The 20,761-nt window shown below is 42.2% G+C and carries 16 protein-coding genes and 1 pseudogene; 13 read left to right on the forward strand and 4 right to left on the reverse strand.

The features are described 5' to 3' along the window. Positions 1–9: 9 nt before the first annotated feature. Positions 10–1,353 carry a 30S ribosomal protein S12 methylthiotransferase RimO gene (gene rimO, locus E0H88_RS09890; RefSeq protein ID WP_131274041.1) on the reverse strand — a complete coding sequence of 448 codons (1,344 nt, stop codon included), beginning with the start codon at positions 1,351–1,353 and terminating at the stop codon, positions 10–12. Positions 1,354–1,713: 360 nt separating this feature from the next. Here rimO and glnL point away from each other — a divergent pair, with 360 nt between their 5' ends. After that, positions 1,714–2,823, forward strand: a complete 1,110-nt coding sequence (gene glnL, locus E0H88_RS09895) for a nitrogen regulation protein NR(II) (protein WP_131274042.1) — start codon at positions 1,714–1,716, stop codon at positions 2,821–2,823. Continuing rightward, entirely contained in the window at positions 2,810–4,288 is a 1,479-nt protein-coding gene (glnG, locus tag E0H88_RS09900) for a nitrogen regulation protein NR(I) (protein WP_131274043.1), read from the forward strand. Before glnL ends, glnG begins: the two co-directional genes overlap by 14 nt. Before the next feature lie 69 nt (positions 4,289–4,357). Here glnG and E0H88_RS09905 read toward each other — a convergent pair whose 3' ends face one another. From E0H88_RS09905 to mnmG, 3 genes are all read right to left on the reverse strand, one after another. Beyond that, positions 4,358–4,684: a hypothetical protein gene (locus tag E0H88_RS09905; protein ID WP_131274044.1), complete on the reverse strand. Its 327-nt coding sequence runs from the start codon at positions 4,682–4,684 to the stop codon at positions 4,358–4,360. 118 nt (positions 4,685–4,802) lie between these two features. Continuing rightward, positions 4,803–6,008, reverse strand: a complete 1,206-nt coding sequence (gene mhpT, locus E0H88_RS09910; protein WP_131274045.1) for a 3-(3-hydroxy-phenyl)propionate transporter MhpT — start codon at positions 6,006–6,008, stop codon at positions 4,803–4,805. A gap of 318 nt (positions 6,009–6,326) precedes the next feature. Further along, positions 6,327–8,207, reverse strand: a complete 1,881-nt coding sequence (gene mnmG, locus E0H88_RS09915; RefSeq protein WP_092819378.1) for a tRNA uridine-5-carboxymethylaminomethyl(34) synthesis enzyme MnmG — start codon at positions 8,205–8,207, stop codon at positions 6,327–6,329. Between the two features lie 254 nt (positions 8,208–8,461). Here mnmG and E0H88_RS09920 point away from each other — a divergent pair. The 11 genes and pseudogenes from E0H88_RS09920 to E0H88_RS09970 form a co-directional block, all read left to right on the forward strand. Next, positions 8,462–8,806: pseudogene (locus tag E0H88_RS09920) on the forward strand (hypothetical protein); the annotation flags it as partial. Between the two features lie 290 nt (positions 8,807–9,096). Then, a complete protein-coding gene (locus E0H88_RS09925; RefSeq protein WP_131274047.1) occupies positions 9,097–9,987 on the forward strand; it encodes a bile acid:sodium symporter family protein in 891 nt (296 codons plus the stop codon). 297 nt (positions 9,988–10,284) lie between these two features. Beyond that, on the forward strand, positions 10,285–11,160 hold the full coding sequence (locus E0H88_RS09930) for a bile acid:sodium symporter family protein (protein WP_131274048.1): 876 nt from the start codon (positions 10,285–10,287) through the stop codon (positions 11,158–11,160). 127 nt (positions 11,161–11,287) lie between these two features. After that, positions 11,288–12,193, forward strand: a complete 906-nt coding sequence (gene prmA / locus E0H88_RS09935; protein WP_131274049.1) for a 50S ribosomal protein L11 methyltransferase — start codon at positions 11,288–11,290, stop codon at positions 12,191–12,193. A gap of 16 nt (positions 12,194–12,209) precedes the next feature. Further along, a complete protein-coding gene (locus E0H88_RS09940) occupies positions 12,210–13,085 on the forward strand; it encodes a DUF3426 domain-containing protein (protein ID WP_131274050.1) in 876 nt (291 codons plus the stop codon). A gap of 390 nt (positions 13,086–13,475) precedes the next feature. After that, positions 13,476–13,745 carry a DNA-binding transcriptional regulator Fis gene (gene fis, locus E0H88_RS09945; protein WP_001086304.1) on the forward strand — a complete coding sequence of 90 codons (270 nt, stop codon included), beginning with the start codon at positions 13,476–13,478 and terminating at the stop codon, positions 13,743–13,745. A gap of 88 nt (positions 13,746–13,833) precedes the next feature. Then, complete coding sequence (gene purH / locus E0H88_RS09950) at positions 13,834–15,408, forward strand: bifunctional phosphoribosylaminoimidazolecarboxamide formyltransferase/IMP cyclohydrolase (RefSeq protein ID WP_131274051.1); 1,575 nt, start codon at positions 13,834–13,836, stop codon at positions 15,406–15,408. A gap of 130 nt (positions 15,409–15,538) precedes the next feature. Next, positions 15,539–16,822 carry a phosphoribosylamine--glycine ligase gene (gene purD / locus E0H88_RS09955; protein WP_131274052.1) on the forward strand — a complete coding sequence of 428 codons (1,284 nt, stop codon included), beginning with the start codon at positions 15,539–15,541 and terminating at the stop codon, positions 16,820–16,822. 959 nt (positions 16,823–17,781) lie between these two features. After that, on the forward strand, positions 17,782–18,654 hold the full coding sequence (locus E0H88_RS09960) for a MetQ/NlpA family ABC transporter substrate-binding protein (protein ID WP_092819370.1): 873 nt from the start codon (positions 17,782–17,784) through the stop codon (positions 18,652–18,654). A gap of 73 nt (positions 18,655–18,727) precedes the next feature. Further along, positions 18,728–19,753, forward strand: coding sequence for a methionine ABC transporter ATP-binding protein (locus E0H88_RS09965; RefSeq protein ID WP_131274053.1), 1,026 nt, complete (start codon positions 18,728–18,730; stop codon positions 19,751–19,753). After that, positions 19,750–20,445: a methionine ABC transporter permease gene (locus E0H88_RS09970; RefSeq protein ID WP_131274054.1), complete on the forward strand. Its 696-nt coding sequence runs from the start codon at positions 19,750–19,752 to the stop codon at positions 20,443–20,445. The genes E0H88_RS09965 and E0H88_RS09970 overlap by 4 nt, the downstream gene beginning before the upstream one ends. Positions 20,446–20,761: the final 316 nt, after the last annotated feature.

The raw sequence follows: 20,761 nt of genomic DNA on the forward strand, positions 1-20,761 counted from the left end.
AATTAAAAATCAGGCTGATTTAATCCGAATTAACTTTGCATATAAATCATATTCATCTGCATCGGTAATTTCGACTTCAAGCAAATCACCTGCTTTAATCTGACTTTTATCAATATCTTCAACAAAGACATTGCCATCAATTTCAGGCGCATCGGCATAAGAACGTGCAACGGCTACCGGGAATTCTTCTTCCAGATCATCCACCAGTACAGTCATGGTTTGGCCAATGCGTTTTTGCAGTTTGGCTGCAGAAATTTCCTGCTGAACCTGCATGAAACGTTCATAGCGGTCTTGCTTGATTTCTTCCGGCACATGATCCGGCAAGTCATTTGCTGTCGCGCCCTCAACTGGTGAATAAGTAAAGCAGCCGACGCGATCAAGCTGGGCTTCTTTGAGCCACTCCAACAAAATTTGGAAATCTTCTTCGGTTTCCCCCGGGAAACCCACCACGAAGGTTGAACGAATCACCAGATCCGGACATTTTTCACGCCAAAGTTTAAGGCGTTCCAGTGTATTTTCACTGTGCGCCGGACGTTTCATCAGTTTCAAAATTTTAGGGCTGGCATGCTGGAATGGAATATCCAGGTAAGGCAGGATTTTACCTTGTGCCATCAAATCAATTACGGCATCCACATGCGGATAAGGATAAACATAGTGCAGACGCACCCAAATGCCTAACTGACCCAATGCTTCACACATGTCATAGAATTTGGTTTTTACCGGTTGGCCGTTCCAGAAATCCAGCTTGTATTTGGTATCTACACCATAAGCAGAGGTATCTTGTGAAATAACCAGTACTTCTTTTACCCCGGCTTTTTTCAGCGCTTGGGCTTCATTCAACACCGAACCCACAGGACGCGAAACCAGGTCACCCCGCATGCTTGGAATAATACAGAAAGTACAACGATGGTTGCAGCCTTCGGATATCTTTAAATAGGCATAATGTTTTGGGGTTAAGCGGATACCCTGTTCAGGCACAAGATCAATAAACGGATTATGCTTTGGTGGTTCAGGCACGTACTGGTGTACAGCTTCCATCACTTCCTGATATGCTGCAGCACCCGTCACTTTGAGGACATTCGGGTGCATCTGGCGAATTTTGTCTTCATCTTTACCCAAACAGCCAGTCACAATCACACGACCGTTTGCGCTCATGGCTTCGCCAATCGCATCTAAAGATTCTTGTACTGCAGATTCAATAAAACCACAGGTATTCACAACAACTAAATCGGCACCGTCATAATCCGATGCCACATCATAACCTTCAGTCTTTAACTGAGTTAAAATTCGTTCGGAATCTACCAATGCCTTAGGACAACCTAAAGAAACAAAACCGACTTTGGGGGATTTCATGAATCTGCGCTCCACTATAATGCGCGTATTGTATGTCTTTTCGAATCATAAAAACAGGTGGAATCCGGACTCTTTACATTGCGCACCAAAATACGGCTATATTTTTAGCAAATAATTCAAACGCACCATTTTGGTTCACTAATAATTCCATTTCTATTACTATGGAATTGAAATTCTGTTATCAAAAACAAAAAAGCACACTTTTATAGCGACAGAATTTATATTTTTACCCATGCTCAAAGTTGGCGTGCATTTTGCTTTATTTCGACAACGTTTAACTCGTTGAATGTCCCATAACAGGGAGAAATGACAAGAAGTGCAGATGCCATTGCGCTATTTTAACACAGGATGCTTTCGCAAATGGATCAACCCGTCGCTATCGACTACCGCCTTTTAGTGGATAATTTAACCACTGCGATTTTATTGGTCGACAGTCATCTGAACATTTTTTATTTGAATTCTTCTTGTGAATCTTTGTTCGACATCAGTTTACTGCGTGCGGCGGGGCAGCCGGTGTTAAATTTGCTGCATATGCCAGATGATGAGTTTAATACAGAAGAAGCCTTACTCAATACCTTTAAAACCGGACAACCTTATACGCGTCGTGAAGCAGCCATTAGCGTCAACTTTAAAGATATTCATGTCGATTACACCGTATCTCTGATTAATTCACAGAAACCCTATCATCCGCTGCTCTTGATTGAATTGAACCAGATTGACCGGATGCTGAAAATATCCAAAGAAGAAAACCTGATTCAGCAGCATCAGGTCGCCAGGCAGCTGATTCGTGGCGTCGCCCATGAAATTAAAAACCCTTTAGGCGGCATCCGCGGCGCCACCCAGCTCTTGGCACGCAGCCTGAATGATCCGCAATATGAAGAATTTACCGACATTATTATCAGTGAAGTAGACCGTTTACGTAATCTGGCCGACACCATGCTGGGTTCCCGCCAGCTACCAAGTTATGAACTGGTCAATGTGCATGAACCTTTAGAACGTGTGCGTTCACTGATTACCAATCAGACCAAAAAGAAAATCAAAATTACCCGGGATTATGATCTGTCCTTGCCCGAAGTCTTAGCGGATCGTGACCAGCTCATTCAAGTCATGCTCAATATCAGTGTCAATGCCGTACAAGCCATGATGGAAAATAAGGAATTCTTTGTTGATCATCAGCCGGAACTGATTTTAAGAACCCGGATTCAGCGCCTTGTCACCATTAATGGGGTGTTAAAGCGTTCGGCAGTTCGTATTGATATTGAAGACAATGGTCCGGGTGTGCCTGAAGAAATCCTGGAATCGGTATTTTATCCATTAGTCACAGGACGTGCTAAAGGCACCGGGCTCGGTTTGAGCATTGCACAAAACATCATGCATCAACATAGCGGAATGATTGAATGCCAATCCGTTCCGGGAAAAACAGTATTTAGCTTATATTTACCTTGGGAGTCTAACCATGTCGCGAAATAAAATATGGGTCATTGATGATGATCGTGCCATGCGCTGGGTTTTGGAAAAAACCTTCAAAGAAGAAGGCTTTGACGTAACCAGCTTTGAAGAGGCACAGTCTGCACTGGATCAGCTCAGCATAGATGCCCCCGATGTGATTCTCACCGACATTCGCATGCCAGGCATCGATGGTCTGACTTTCCTGGGCAAAGTCAAAGGCACGCATCCTGATTTACCGGTCATTATCATGACTGCGCATTCAGATCTGGAATCTGCTGTTTCCAGCTATCAAACCGGTGCTTTTGAATATTTACCTAAACCGTTTGATATTGATGAAGCCCTGGCACTGGTCAACCGCGCCATCCTGCATATTGCCAAATTGCAGCAGCAGGAATCTGCCAAAGTCACCCCGGCCATTCAGTCGACTGAAATTATTGGCGAATCGCCTGCCATGCAGGAAGTATTCCGTGCCATTGGCCGTTTATCGCAGTCGCACATTACGGTCCTGATCAACGGTGAATCGGGCACAGGTAAAGAGCTGGTGGCACATGCGCTGCACCGTCATTCGCCACGCAGCAGCAAACCTTTTATTGCCCTGAATATGGCAGCCATTCCGAAAGACCTGATTGAAACCGAACTTTTCGGTCATGAAAAAGGTGCATTCACCGGTGCCAACTCGCAGCGTCAAGGCCGTTTTGAACAGGCCAATGGCGGCACGTTATTTCTAGATGAAATTGGTGACATGCCCTTTGAAACCCAGACCCGTTTACTGCGTGTTCTGGCAGATGGCGAGTTTTATCGTGTTGGTGGACATATCCCAGTTAAGGTCGATGTGCGTATTGTCGCGGCAACGCATCAGGATCTGGAAAAACTGGTACATGACGGACGCTTCCGCGAAGACTTGTATCATCGCCTGAATGTGATCCGTATCCATATTCCCAAACTAGCCCATCGCAGTGAAGACATCCCTATGCTGGCGCAGCACTTCTTGGCCCGTGCGGGTAAAGAACTGGGCGTAAATCCTAAAATCTTGCGTCCAGAAACCCAGGAATACATGCAACAGCTACCGTGGCAAGGCAACGTGCGTCAGCTCGAAAATACCTGCCGCTGGCTTACGGTGATGATTACCGGCCGTGAAGTTTATCCAGAAGACCTGCCTTCGGAACTAAAACAGATTCCAATTCAGCGTTCAGGTGAAGATGCACAGTCACACAATACCTTTGACCGCATTTCACTGCATCACTGGGATGAGTTATTGGGTCAATGGGCCATCCAGAAACTGAAAAATGGTGAGATGAAGATTTTGGACATTGCCACACCAATGTTCGAACGCACTTTAATTACCGCAGCTTTACAGCAAACCCGCGGGCGTAAACGCCATGCTGCGGAATTGCTCGGCTGGGGACGCAACACCCTGACGCGCAAACTGAAAGAACTAGGCATGGATACTGCCGATGATGATGTAGAAGAAGAAATAGAAAGCTAAACTTTTCTGTCCATAAAAAAGCGCCTCAGGGCGCTTTTTCATTATTGGGTTTTCAAGGGGTCAATATACTTATGCGGTAAAACCTACATAGCGGAAATATCCCTCAATCCCCAGATCAGATTTAAAAATCAAATAATCGGGATAAGTTGATTTGACAATTTCGGCAAACATATTCACCTGATCATCATGGGCATGCAGATCATCCACAGAACGCGGCATAGTCTGCTCAAATTCATCAGTCATATATTCAAAGCCAATATCCATAGCAATAAACAATACATGCTCGCAGGGTTGTATATATTGTTCTTCTGCCCAATTGATCACGTGCTGCTGACAATGTGGACATTGGATATTATCTGTGGCTTGAATATCGAGTTCGATCAGTTGATAGCTCATAACATTATAAATTCAGTCTTCTATCCGACTATATTAACAAACTCAAAAGTGAATCCTTAAAAATAATCAACAAAAAAGGGAATCCTCAAGATTCCCCCTTTTTTAAAGCGTTATGCTTTTATTTATGTGCGGCTTTATAACGCGAGAGTGCAGTTACTGCTACTGCCGAGATAGCCACGGCAGGTAAACTTGCCATTAAAATCCCCGTGGTTCCCAAACCGATGGCCAAGATTTTTCCTGTCAATAATGGTCCTGTCATTGCACCTAATCGGCCCAAAGAAATCGCACTGCCTACGCCTGTGACTTTACCTGTACCCGAATAGAAAATTGGGGAAATGCCATATAGAATTGATTGTCCGCCTGTCGAGAAAATCCCGCCCATAAACCCTGCCAGAATAAGTACTGGAATAGAGGTAGAGGTAAATAACAATACAAGGGCAATAAATAAACCAGTATAGATAATTGCCGCCATCTGCCACAATTTTAAACGGTCCAGCAAATAACCCAAAGCCAGCGTACCAATGACAGCGCCTACCTGGAATACCAGCATCACCATGAAAGCCTGTGGCTTTTCCAAGCCTTGTTCCATCAGCAGATTAGGTAACCAGCTAATCAGAATATAATTGATCATCAGGGTAAAGAAGAAACCCACCCAAAGCGGCATCGTATATTTATATTGCTGATGCTTAAATAATACCTGCACCATAGATGGAACAGCTTCAGTTGCAACTTGCTCAACAGCGATTTTCTTAGGCTTGTCTTTAAGAATAATCGCCATAAATGGCAACAGAACCAAAGGGGTTAAACCACCAATTAAAAACAAGGTATGCCAAGAAATATCTTTAAATAAGATGGCCAAGCCTGCAACAAAGATAGCCCCTACCGGTAATCCGCAATACATCAAGCTGTTCAGCTTGCCGCGGTTGGCTTCTGTCGCCTCATCTCCCACCACGGAAATCATAGTTGGCATTGCCGCACCCAGACCTAAGCCGGTAAAGAAACGTGCTGCGTATAAAATTTCAACGCTCGGTGCGATTGCGGTAAGCGACATAAATAGGCCGAAAATTGCAATTGAAAGCATTAAAACTTTCTTCTGTCCCAAATAGTCGGCAACACGTCCCCCAAAGAACGCACCAAACAACATCCCAAAAACACCCAAACTAAATACATAGCCCATTTGCACCTGGTCGAGAGCAAATGTTTCAGCAATTCCTTTTGCTGCAATACCCGGGGCTTGGAGATCAAAACCCTCAAAAAATGCGACCCAAAAACACAAGAACACTGTTAAGAATTTTTGCATTTTACCTGTTTGTATTTGTGCCATGATTGAACTCCGTCCATAGTAAGCAAATTAGCCTGCAGCAATTTGCTTCACTATTTTCAGATCAATCTGTTGAAATAAATACCACTACAATGGTCGGGTTTATTGAGCATCCGCCTAGTAAACAGCGATTGAATTAGACGTAAAAGATTACATAAATAGACTTTTTAAATCTTACAAATATAAATTCAATAATATTTTCAAAAACTTATATTTTCGGTAGTTATTTATGATTAAACCATAGTCAAAAGCAATGGTTTAAAATTAAACGATAAAAAGCCCGCATTTAGCGGGCTTTTTACCAACTTAACTCACATTGTATTAAGCAGATTTTTTCGCCTGATTATTCTTACGAATGGTAATCATCACCAGTTGAACTGCCGCTGGTGTCACACCCGGAATACGGCTTGCCTGAGCAAGGGTTTCAGGACGAACATCTTTCAGTTTAAGTGTAATTTCACGCGATAAACCAGAAACTACATCATAATCAAAGTCTGCAGGAATACGGGTTTCTTCCAGACGCTTCATTTGCGCCACGTCTTCTTGCTGACGGTTGATATAACCTTCGTATTTCACCGCAATTTCAATTTGTTCACCAACAAATGCAGAAACTTCTGAACCCGTAAGTTCAGCAATTTGCGCGAAGCTGATGTTAGGACGTTTGAGCAAATCAATAGCAGAACATTCTTTAGACAGATCTGCACCGGTCATTTCAACGAATTTTTTGCCCATTGGATTGTTTGGCGCAGCCCAGAGGTGTTGCAAGCGGCCTTTCTCAGTTTCTACCGCTTCCATTTTTTCACAGTAAGATGCCCAGCGCGCATCATCCACCAGACCCATTTCACGGCCAATTGGAGTTAAACGCTGATCCGCATTGTCTTCACGCAGCATCAAGCGGTATTCGGCACGTGAAGTAAACATGCGGTACGGTTCTTTGGTTCCCAGGGTAATCAGGTCATCCACCAATACACCCATGTACGCTTCATCGCGTTTCGGTGTCCATTGCTCCTGATCCCATGCACGGCGGGCAGCATTCAAGCCCGCCAATAAACCTTGTGCACCTGCTTCTTCATAACCGGTTGTACCGTTAATCTGACCTGCAAAGTACAGGTTATTAATAGCCTTGGTTTCTAAAGAGAATTTCAACGCCTGTGGGTTGAAATAGTCGTATTCAATGGCATAACCCGGACGAAGAATGTGTGCATTCTCCATACCACGGATTGAGCGAACCAGCTCAAACTGCACATCGAAAGGCAATGAAGTCGAAATACCGTTTGGATAAAGCTCATGCGTATCCAGACCTTCTGGCTCAAGGAATACCTGGTGCGAATCTTTATCGGCAAATTTGTGAATTTTATCTTCAATTGACGGGCAGTAACGTGGACCCACACCTTCAATCACACCAGTATACATTGGTGAACGGTCGAGTCCGCCACGGATAATGTCGTGAGTTTTTTCATTGGTATGCGTGATATAGCAGTTGATCTGTTCCGGATGCATGGATGCATCACCCATGAATGACATGGTCGGAGACGGGAAATCACCGGGCTGCGGAGTCATGACAGAAAAATCTACTGAACGCGCATCAATACGCGGTGGTGTACCTGTTTTTAAACGACCTACAGGAAGTTTCAGTTCACGAAGGCGCGCAGCCAGTGAAATTGAAGGTGGATCACCGGCACGACCACCAGAGGCATTATTCAAGCCGATGTGAATCACCCCGCCCAAGAAGGTACCGGTCGTCAACACGACAGTTTTCGCATCAAAGCGGATGCCCATCTGGGTGACTACACCTTTAACGGTATCACCTTCAACAATCAGGTCGTCTGCCGCCTGCTGGAAAATATCCAGATTTGCCTGGTTTTCCAGGGTATGACGAATTGCTGCCTTAAAGCGTACACGGTCAGCCTGGGCACGTGTTGCACGTACTGCTGCACCTTTACGTGAATTCAGGATACGGAACTGGATACCGCCCTTATCGGCAGCCAATGCCATTGCACCACCCAGGGCATCAATTTCACGGACCAGATGTGATTTCCCAATACCACCAATAGCCGGGTTACAGCTCATCTGCCCTAAAGTCTCAATGTTGTGAGTCAAGAGCAGAGTCTGTCGACCCATACGCGCTGCAGCAAGGGCTGCTTCGGTACCTGCGTGACCGCCACCGATAACAATGACATCGTAAACTTTAGGATAATGCATAATGGTTTGAGAGATAAAAAATGATGACGGAGCATTATATCAAAACTAAGCAAAATAAGTTGACAAAATGAGTCGAATTTCATGAGGAAGATTGAAACGATTTTCAGCGTTTTAATGTTGCAATGTAATCCGGCTTTTCAGACTCGCTATAGAAATTAAACATTTAAGTAAATTTTTTTACTTGATTAGCATTGTTTAAATTTGATTACTTTTTAAGCTATAGGTTGAGTACATTACGAACAAAGGTATAAAAGATGAATAAGAATATTTTCCTCTCATCCATGCTCTGCGGTTTATGTTTCGCACCATTTGCAGCTTCCGCAAATGATAAAGTCGAAAAAGTATATGATTCTCAAAGATACCAAAAGGTGTGTAAAGGTAAAAGTCAGGGTGCACCGGTCAGTTTTGCATATCGAGGCATTATCTGGAATGGTACCTGCGAACCTCAATTCTTTCCTTCAGCAAAAAATTCATCCATTGCCGGAGATGAACCCGAGTTAACCAGCGCATGTAGTGGAGATACTGGCGCGACATCTGTAAGCATCAACGGGACTGAAGTTAAAGGTAAATGTGCTTTAGGTTTTATGGCTCCTCGTCCTTCTCAATCACAAATGCAAATGCAACAATCCCAACCACAAATGCAACCACAAAATCAAATGCAGCCACAACATCAAATGCACATGCAGCAGCCTCAACCGGAAATGCAAACTCAGCCTCAAATGCAGCCACAACCTGAGATGCAGCCACAACAATCTCCATAAAAAGTTAATTTTATTCAAATAATTAACGGGTAAAATACTTGGTTTTTACCCGTTTCATATATTGCTTATTTAAAAATCTTGTTTAAACTCTAAGAATATCAAAGGATAAAAACAATAAAGGATATTCCATGGATTCAGGACTCTTTACCCTTTTTTTACCTCTTATACTTGCTTTTATGATGATTGGTTTAGGGCTTGAACTTACAGTTAAAGATTTTCTTCGTATCCGTCATCATCCTAAAGCCATTTTTTTAGCTTTATTTTCACAACAAGTCATTTTGGTGGGTGTCGCATTTTTTATTTGCATTTTATTTAAGCCTTCTCCACTTTTAGCGGTTGGCTTAATGTTGCTTGCCGCTTCTCCTGGTGGCCCTACAGCAAATTTGATTAGCTATATTTTTAAGGGAGATGTGGTCTTAAACCTTACCCTTACAGCCCTTAATTCTATTATTTGCACTTTTACCCTGCCTTTTATTGTCAATTTATCCATGCATTATTTTTTAGGCGAGTCGCAAAGCATTACCATGCCTGTTGAAAAAATCATTCAGGTGTTTTTAATTATTTTGGTTCCGGTTGGTTTAGGTATGCTGATTCGTTCGATTGTCCCGCAAATAGCATTGCAACTGAACAGACCTATGCGGTTATTTTCTGTGATTTTTTTAGTTGCGCTTTTCTCGTACGCACTCTATAGAGAACGATTTAATGTCACTGAATACTTTGCCGAGATTGGCGTTGCCATCGCGCTGTTTTGCTTCATCAGTTTTTTAGTGGGTTATCTGGTTCCACATTTATCTGGAATTTCCGATCGGCAGGCTCGTGCATGCACATTTGAAGTCGGCATTCACAATACAAGCATTGCACTGACTATTGCGCTTTCCGTGTTATCGAATACCACAATTGCCATTCCCGCAGGAATTTATACTATTTTTATGTATATTTTTGCCTTTGCATTTGGTTATATCCTGAGCAGAAATCCACAACTGCTCAATAAAGACAAGGTACGCACGCTAAATGGCTAAGATACAACTGCCCTGTTGAGAACATACTTATACAAAAATAGTTATATAAAAAGCAGTTATACAAAAAAAATCTCATGCATAAGTCACAAAGTGATCATTAAGTGTCAATAAACTTGGGATTAAAAGCTCCTTCTCTCTTTGAAAGAAGAAAAGGATAAAGGGATTTTCACGATTGATTCACTGTTTAAAAAATGACTGCTGAAAAAAGTCTATTCATACATCTATATTGCCAGTAAAGTTGCATGATAAAAAACACTAAAAACTCAGCTCAACAAGAATAAATGTAGGAGACTTGAAATGGATTCAGGAATCATTACCATTTTACTACCTTCGGCACTTGCTATTATTATGGTGGGCCTGGGTCTGGAGTTAACCCCCAAAGACTTTGCCAGACTCACCAAACACCCTAAAGCCGTTTTAATTGCGCTATTTTGTCAACTGGTTGTTTTGGTCAGTATTGCATTTGTTATCTGTAAGGTTTTGGCGCTTCCACCATTACTTGCGGTAGGATTAATGCTGCTTGCAGCTTCACCTGGTGGCAGCACAGCCAACTTGTTTAGCTATCTGTTCAAGGGTGATATTGCACTGAATATCACCCTAACCGCAATTAATTCTGTCATTGCTGCTTTTACGCTACCTTTAATTGCCAACTTTGCCATCCAGCATTTTATCAATGACGGACAACAGATTAGCTTACAGTTCAGTAAGATATTACAAGTCTTTGCCATTATTATTATCCCGGTCTGCATAGGCATGCTGATTCGACACTATGCCCCACAGTTCACAGAAAAGTTAAATAAACCGCTACATATATTCGCGGTTATATTTTTAATACTGATTATTATTGGCGCAATTGTGAGTGAACGTCAGAATATTGCCGAGTACTTGACTCAAGTGGGAGCAGCTACAGCACTGTTCTGTATGTTTAGCCTGTGTATCGGCTATTTCGTGCCTCGGCTACTCGGTATTCCTAGTGCCCAGGCGCGTGCCTGTGCTTTTGAAATTAGCATCCACAACAGCACCTTGGCCATGACCATTGCACTTACCGTTATGGCTAACTCCACCATCGCCATGCCAGCTGCGGTATATTCTATTTTTATGTATATCTTTGCCGCGCTATTTGGCATGCTTTTAAATAAATTCGCCGCTCACCCAGCAGCCATAGCCACCTGATACAGCTTAAATAAATAGAGGACGGGGCTGCACGTCCTTTTTCAAGATAGTTTTTATCAATATGTAGTGGTTTCCACCTGAGTTCCGTTACAATGGCGTTTTTATAAAACAAATTTAGGTTATCTCCGTGAAGTGGTTACAAATTCATATTACTGTCGAGCAGGCTCAAGTCGATTTTACTGAAACACTCTTAAATTCATTAGGTGCAGTAAGCGTAACTTTAGATGATGCTGAAAATCAGGATCTGCTTGAACCGCTTCCAGGTGAAACTCCGCTGTGGAATAAAGTCATTGTAACCGGTATCTATGCGCAGGAAGATGAAGAAGAAATTGATGTAGATGCGTTAATTACCTTTATTACTGCACAGATGCCTGAAGCACCATTACGTTATGAATTTCTTGAAGACCAGGAATGGGAACGCACCTGGATGGATGCTTACGAGCCTATTCAAATTGCTGATAAATATTGGATTGTCCCTGAATGGATGGATGCTCCAGAAGCCGATGCGGTCAATATTAAGCTTGATCCAGGTCTGGCTTTTGGTACCGGTAACCATGCTTCAACTTTCCTTTGCCTGCAATGGCTCGGCAAAACCGATCTTAAAGATAAAATTGTGATCGACTACGGTTGTGGTTCAGGCATTTTAGGGGTTGCCGCTTTATTGCTGGGTGCAAAAAAAGTTTATGCCACGGATATTGATCCGCAAGCTGTGTTGGCGACCCAACAAAATGCTGAACTGAATGGTGTGCTTGAAAATCTGTACGTAGGTCTACCAGATGAGTTCAATAAAGAGCTGAAAAACCAGAAAGCCGATGTATTTGTCGCAAACATTCTGGCAGGCCCTTTAATGGCACTTGCGCCAGAATTCGCAACTTTGGTCAAATCTGAGGGTAAGTTCGCACTTGCTGGTATTTTAGAAGAGCAAGTTGCTGATGTTTCTAGTGTTTATTCTGAATTTTTTGATATACTGCAAATCGAAAAACGTGACGAACATTGGTGTCGAATTTCGGGTAAACGCCAAACTACCCCCTAAAAATCTTGAATAGACTATGAGCGAAAAACAAACCTACTGCCCTAACTGTTTGACCAAGTACAAAGTCTCTGTGGCTCAACTTACAGTTGCTCGCGGTATGGTTTGTTGTGCAAAATGCTCAACCAATTTTAATGCATTGACCCATCTGGTCGTAGAGAAAGAAGAAACTTTCTCTCCCGCTCAAACGGCTTCTTCTTCAGTTCCATCCCAGCAAACTTTTGTATCCAATGCACTCGTTAAAGAGCAGTTGATTACGGAACAGAAACCGGTACAACATTTATTGGAGATTTTCGATCGTAAAGTTGAAAACTCGAATATCGATTTAAAGACCTATCTCAATAACCTGAATTATTTTAGTACAGAACCCATTGGCAACTACCCTGCACTGAACTGGTCAGAAAAAGCTGAACAAGAGAAAACATATGGTACGCGGCATTATGTTTTATGGGGAACCATTAACTTATGTCTGGCCAGCTTGCTGATTTTGCAATTTTTTTGGTTTAACCCGAAAATTTTAAATAACAGTCCGGTATTCAGTGCTTTATTTAATACGGCATGTCAGGCCTTTAATTGTTCGGTGATGGAAGAAAATTATCGCCTGATCTCCACCAACAAGTTAAAGGTTAAACAGATTTCCAGACAAGAAACCCAGTTTACTGGAGAACTGATTAACTATCATACCGAAAGCCTGGCTCTTCCAATGATCAAGGTAAATCTGAAAGCAAATGGGGAAACCGTATCAACTTATTTATTTAAACCTTCTGAATATTTGATTACCAGTCTCCAAGGAATTCAACGAATCCCTCAGAATAGTCCTTTTAAATTCAAATTTAGCATTCCTATGCCACGCAAAAGCTTTGACACTTATAGTTTAGAAATAATTCGTCCGTAATATTGAAAAAAACTATTAAAAAATACAAAAAAATGTAAAAAAAATGCAGTTTTCTTGCTCACTTTTTCTTAGACAATGCTATGATACGCGCCACAAAAGCTTAGTGCTGCAAACTCCTCGAAAATTTTTACAACAAAATCGTCTAATTGAAATGCGCTTTATTAAATATAGCGTATAGAGTAGATTTTTTTGTTTTGATTTTGGGTGGTAACAAATATTAATCTATTGTTACGCTTAAATTTCGATCAGAAACGTCGAGTTGTGGCAAGCTAAATGATCAAGTTTTAGAACTTCCGTTTTAGGATCTAAAACGGGGTTCATTGAATTTCTATAGACCACTTTTATATATCTCTTTACCCAAGTGATATTTGATTTTTCGGATTAATTCGCATGAATAGCAAGTCTCCTATTTTTACTGCACAATCTGATGTCGCTCTTCGTATTCACGTAGATCGCGCAGTTCGCCACTACTTTGCACAATTGCAAGGCGAGCAACCCTCTCAGGTGTATGACATGGTGCTGGCAGAAATGGAGAAACCTCTTTTATCTGTTGTTTTAGAATACACTCGTGGCAACCAGACCCGCGCTGCTGAAATTCTAGGCCTTAACCGCGGTACTTTGCGCAAAAAGTTAAAAGCTCACGGTTTAATGAGTGAATAAGTGATAAAATGCTTGCGGTTTCCGCAGGCATTTTTTTTGGCCTGCTATTTAGCTTTTTGATTTAATTCTTGATAACTGTGACGACATCATGACTATTAAACGCGCTTTAATCTCTGTTTCTGACAAAACTGGCATTGTCGAATTTGCAAAAGACCTTGCTGCTCTTGGGGTAGAAATTTTATCTACTGGTGGTACTTACAAGTTGTTAAAAGACAACAATATCGCTGTAGTTGAAGTTTCAGAGCACACCGGTTTCCCAGAGATGATGGACGGACGTGTAAAAACACTTCACCCGAAAATCCATGGTGGTATCCTGGCTCGTCGTGGTCTAGACGAAGCTGTCATGGCTGAACACAACATCGATGCAATCGATCTGGTTGTGGTTAACCTTTACCCATTTGCTGCTACTGTTGCAAAACCGAACTGTTCACTTGCTGATGCAATTGAAAATATTGACATTGGTGGTCCGACAATGGTTCGTGCTGCGGCGAAAAACCATGCGTCTGTAGGTATCGTTGTGAATGCTTCTGATTATGCCACTGTAATTGCCGAGCTTAAAGCTGAAGGCGGCTTGTCTTATGCAACACGTTTTGACCTGGCGGTTAAAGCATTTGAACACACTGCACAATACGACGGCATGATCGCATCTTATTTAGGCGCTCGCGTAGGTAAGGAAGAAGGCCAAGCAGACAAATTTGCACGTACCTTCAATACGCAATTGAACAAAGCGCAAGACCTTCGTTACGGTGAAAATCCGCATCAATCTGCTGCATTCTATGTAGAAGCTGATGCAACCGAAGCATCTGTTTCAACTGCTAAACAGCTTCAAGGTAAAGAGCTTTCTTATAACAATATCGCAGATACTGATGCAGCACTTGAATGTGTGAAATCATTTGCGAAGTCTGCTTGTGTCATCGTAAAACATGCCAACCCTTGTGGCGTTGCAGTATCTTTAGACGGCATTAAAGCTGCTTATGACCTTGCTTATGCAACTGACCCTGAATCTGCGTTCGGTGGCATCATTGCATTCAACCGTGAATTGGACGTTGCAACTGCACAAGCGATTGTTGACCGTCAGTTCGTTGAAGTAATCATTGCACCAAGCGTTGCTGAAGGCGTGCTTGAAGTGACTGGCGCGAAGAAAAACGTTCGTGTTCTTGTATGTGGCGAATTGCCAGCAATTGATGAGCGTAAAGCACAGCTTGACTACAAACGTGTAAACGGTGGTTTACTGGTTCAAGATCAAGACTTGGGCATGATCACTAAAGATGACCTTAAAGTTGTGACTAAACGTGCTCCAACTGAACAGGAAATCGACGACATGATCTTTGCCTGGAAAGTTGCGAAATATGTGAAGTCTAACGCGATTGTTTATGCGAAAAACCGTCAAACCATTGGTGTCGGTGCAGGTCAAATGAGCCGCGTGAACTCTGCTCGTATTGCTGCGATCAAAGCTGAACATGCAGGTTTAGTGGTTGAAGGTGCAGTCATGGCATCTGATGCATTCTTCCCATTCCGTGACGGTATTGATAACGCTGCGAAAGCGGGTATCAAGTGCATTATCCAGCCGGGCGGTTCTATGCGCGATGAAGAAACCATTGCTGCTGCTGATGAAGCCGGTATTGCAATGGTGTTCACTGGCATGCGTCACTTCCGTCACTAAGTGATTGGATATTAATGTAATGACAAAGTCATCTACATTTAGACAAATAGATTTCTAATCTTGCATAAAGTCCTCTCCTATTTTTAGGCTGAGGACTTTATGTCATTTTCGATTCATGGAGTATGAACCGATGAATATTTTAGTTTTGGGTAATGGCGGTCGTGAACATGCACTTGCATGGAAAATCGCACAAGATGACAAAGTCGCAAAAGTATTTGTAGCACCGGGTAATGCAGGTACTGCAACAGAAAATAAATGCGAAAATGTTGCCTTAAATATTTTAGACAATGCGGCAATTATCGAGTTTGCAAAAAACAATGCAGTTGACTTGATCGTGGTGGGTCCTGAAGCACCACTGGTTAATGGTGTGGTTGATGCTTGTCGCGCGGCTGATCTTAAAATCTGGGGTCCAACCCAATTTGCTGCACAGCTTGAAGGCTCTAAAGCATTTGCAAAGCACTTCTTGAAACGCCATAACATTCCAACAGCTTTCTATGACGTATTTACTGAAGTCGATGCAGCCAAAGCTTTTGTTGAGAAAAATGGCGCACCAATCGTGATCAAGGCCGACGGTCTTGCTGCGGGCAAAGGTGTTATTGTTGCGATGACCAATCAGGAAGCTTTCGATGCCATTGATGACATGCTTGCAGGCAACAAATTTGGTGATGCCGGTTCTCGCGTGGTGATTGAAGAATTCCTTGCTGGTGAAGAAGCATCGTTCATTTGCATGATTGATGGCGACAACATTCTGCCAATGGCAACTTCACAAGATCACAAACGTATCTTTGAAGGTGACCAAGGTCCAAACACTGGCGGTATGGGTGCTTACTCTCCTGCTCCGGTGGTAACCCCTGACGTGTTCGACAAAGTCATGAAAGAAGTGATGCGTCCTACCGTTGATGGCATGAAAGCGGATGGTCATGTCTATACAGGTTTCTTGTATGCTGGCCTGATGATTGATGAACAAGATCAACCGAAAGTGATCGAATTCAACTGCCGTTTTGGTGACCCTGAAACCCAGCCGATCATGATGCGTTTAAAATCATCACTGGTTGATTTAGTTGAAGCGGGTATTGCGGGTAACTTGCCTGCGGAAGCTGAATGGGATGAGCGTAAGACTGTAGGCATCGTGCTTGCTTCACGTGGTTACCCTGAAACGTCTAGCAATGGTGATGTAATTTCTGGCCTAGACACTGAAATGACAGATACCAAAGTATTCCATGCAGGCACAAAAGCCAATGAAAATGGCGAGATTGTGACTGCTGGCGGTCGTGTACTTTGTGTGACTGCACTCGGCAATACCATTGGTGAAGCACAAACCAAAGCTTTGGAACTTTGCCAGAAAGTGACATTCGACGGCGTTCAATACCGTAAGGATATTGGTTACCGCGCGATTGCACGCGAAAATGCTTGATTGATTTAATTCAGCAAAAAACCCGACGAGTGCGTAATGCCAGTCAGTTAAGAAATTGACTGGCATTTTCTTTTTTAAATTCATGCCTGTATTTGATATGTGGGAAAGTCATCCGCAACTGTTTGAGGCCGGACTCCATTAAAAAATGATTGTTTCTGCGATAAATTTGCTAGTTGATAGTGGCTGACGAGTTTTGCGGATGACAAATGCCTTTGGTTACTTTGGGCGAAACCAAAGTAACAAATGAGCTACAAGAGTTTGATTTAAAACGGTAAGCCTCCGCCATGAATCACTAAAAAATTAAGGAGTTTATTTCTAAACTCCTTAACTGATCAGCATTACGCCGAGTGCGGTTTTTTTGCTTGCTATAGGATGCTTGTTTACCAACATTTTTACAGCATATAGAAATAAACGAACGCGCCCACGGAGAAATCAATAAACACCATAAAATGCAAATACGCGAATTTATGCTAATTAATGAACCTTATCTTTTAGAGAATGAATCAATACCAAACAATGAGTATTTTTATCAATATCCCTTTTTCAGCTTTGTATTTTAAAAAAATTTATATAGAAACAAAATTCTTTTAATTATCCGTTTTATTCATTTCAATAAATTTAATCTATTGTTTTATGAGTTAATTTATAAAAACAGCTCACTTTCTTATGCAAAATTAAGCTAAATATCAGATTTATAATCACTATTATGTATAAAAAAAAATTGTTATGATGTGTCCAATTTTTAGGAATAAGTCATCATGAAAATTGTTTGATTACAGTAATTTGCCTTATTCAAACATAAAACATCTTCATGATGCTACCGATCTCTAATTGCATTGATGAGCGGGACATTTTAAAGTCATCTGCATCAATCAGTTGATCTGATTCACACTTGATTTAATCTCTCCAATGACATATTCGTAAATTTATCGCCAAATTAGATTTACTAGGACATATACATGAAAAAGCTCCTTGGTCTTGTTTTAGGTCTTTCAGTTGGCTTGTCTGGCTGTGGTAAACAAGAAGCGCCTGCAAATGATGCAGCTCAAACGAAAGACGCAAACGGTCTTCAGACTGTCACTATGGCCTCAACAGGTTCGGATGCCGAAGTCTGGCGTTATATTGCCACGCTTCCAGAAACCAAAGCTGCCGGCATTAAACTTGAAGTGAAAAACTTCACCGATTATGTGTCCATGAACACAGCGGTAGCGAATAAAGAAATTGATGTGAATGCATTCCAGTCTTATGCCTATCTGGTTGCTTTCAATGAATCCAATAAAGATAAGATTGCTCCGCTTTCTACCACTTACCTGGAACCCATGGGCATTTACTCAAGTAAAGTGAAGAAACTGGATGAGTTCAAAACCGGTGCGACCATTGCCATTCCTAATGATGGCGCAAATGAATCACGTGCGTTATTGCTGCTTCAATCTGCCGGTCTGCTCAAATTAAAACCTAATTTTGACAACGTAAAAGGCACCCCTGCCGATGTTGTTGAAAACAACAAAAAAATTGTAATCAAACCGATTCAGATGGCCACTGCTGTACGTGTTAAAGACGAAGTTGATGCGATTGTCCTAGGCAATACCCTGGCAATGGAAGGCGGCTTGAATGTGCTTAAAGATTCTATTTATTATGAGCCAATCGACCAAAGCACCAAAATGAATGTCAACATTCTTGCAGTTGCCGAGGGTCGCCAAAATGACCCAGTGTTGAAAAAAGTCGGCGCGTTGTACCACACTGAAGCCGTGAACAAATTTGTTCAGGAAAAATTTGGCGGTACTAAAGTTGACGTAAATAAACCGATTAGCTATCTCACTGAAGCAAAATAGTAATATAATTGGTTCATCTAAACAGGCAAAGTCTCTTTGCCTGTTTTTCTTTTTATAGATAGTTTTTGACCATATGATTGAATTTAAAAATATTTCAAAACACTATCAGCTTAAAGGTCAAACAATTCGTGCCCTGGATCAGATTAATTTACAGATTCCGGATGGCAGTATTTTTGGCATTATTGGCTATAGTGGTGCAGGTAAAAGTACCTTAATCCGCCTGATTAATCTGCTCGAACGGCCAAATGATGGTCAAGTCATCATTCATCAAAAAGATTTTACTGCATTGGATGCACGCTCGTTACGTCAGGAACGTGCCAACATCGGGATGATCTTTCAGCATTTTAATTTGTTGCAGAGCAAAACTGTCGCAGCCAATATCGAAATGCCAATGAAATTATTGGGCTGGAGCAAAGCCGAGCGTGAAAAACGTTTGAGGGAATTGCTCGAGTTTATTGATCTTAAGCATAAAAAAGACGCTTTTCCGGATGAACTGTCTGGTGGGCAAAAACAGCGTGTGGGGATTGCCCGTGCCCTCGCCAATCATCCTAAAATTTTACTCTGTGATGAAGCGACCTCGGCACTGGATCCGCAAACCACCAAGTCTGTGTTAGATTTGCTTAAAAAGATTAATAAAGAACAAGGCATTACCATTGTCATGGTGACCCATGAAATGGACGTGATTGAATCTGTGTGTGATTATGTTGCGGTAATGGAACAGGGTAAAGTGATCGAAACCGGTTCGACGCTGGAAATTTTCAGTCAGCCCCAGCATCCTACCACCAAAAGCTTTATTCAAACCGTGCTGCAACAACAGTTACCGGTGAATATTTTAAATAGCCTGGAAAACAAAAATCATAACAGCATTTATAGTCTGCAATTCCTGGGTACTTCTGCACAAGAGACTGTGGTACAGGCGGCCATTAAGCAGTTCGATATCAGCCTGAATATTCTGTTTGCCAATATGACTGAAATTAATGGCTCTGTGATTGGACAAATGTTTGTCCAGCTTCTCGGTGACCCTGCAGTGATTGAGCAAACCGTTGCGTTTTTCAAGCAAAACGGCGTCAAAGTTGAACAGTCTGGAGTCAGTGCATGAGAGATTTAATTGTTCAGTGGCTAACAGAAATCACCGCACCTTACTGGAAAAGCTCCCTGTCGATTGACCAGTTTGTTACCGCGCTGCAAGAAACCTTCCACATGGTGTTTTTTGCCCTGCTGTTCGGTTGTATCTGGGGCTTTATCCAGGCCATCATTTTATTGGTGACCCGTCCTGAGGGCATTCTGCCAAACCGGGTGATTTATCATGGCTTAAACCCGATTGTAAATGCGCTGCGTTCATTGCCGTTTATTATCTTGCTGATTGCCTTTATTCCCCTGACAAAATTGCTTGTAGGGACATCGATTGGGACATGGGCGGCAATTGTGCCACTAACCATTTATATTGGTCCGTATATGGGCCGATTGATTGAGACTTCATTGCTTGAAGTGAATGAAGGCATTATTGAATCAGCACAAGCGATGGGTGCTTCGCCCATGCAAATCATTTTCAGGTTTATTTTGCCTGAAGCACGCAGTTCTCTCATTTTAAACCTGACCACTGCCACCATTAGCCTGATTGGTGCAACGGCGATGGCAGGTGCTGTGGGTGCAGGCGGTATTGGTGACCTCGCCATTTCTTATGGTTATCAGCGTTTTGACACCAGTGTAGTCATTTTGACCGTGATTGTGCTGTTATTGCTGGTGCAATTTGTTCAGACCTTTGGCGAATGGCTGTCACGATTAAGATAAAAATACACTTAAACCCTCTTCGGAGGGTTTTATTTTAGTGAATAAAGAAAAGATTCGAAATTTACGGATTTTTCCAGAAAGCTTCCCATAGAATCCATCTTGTCATGCGCTATACAGAATGACATCTGGATGTCATCCGTTGGCTTGTCTTGCCTTCAGCTGTAACGCTGTGCCTAAAGTTTTTTCAGGATCTATCATCAAGCCAATAAAAGATTTTTGTTGCCTTGCACAGCAGTACGGCTCATCTTTTAAAAGTAAAAGACCCTGTCTCCTCACTTATAGCCAAATGATCAGTCCAAAAAATCAAATCCAGACT

This window comes from Acinetobacter sp. ANC 4216 (genome assembly GCF_004331195.1).
Lineage (GTDB): Bacteria > Pseudomonadota > Gammaproteobacteria > Pseudomonadales > Moraxellaceae > Acinetobacter > Acinetobacter kookii.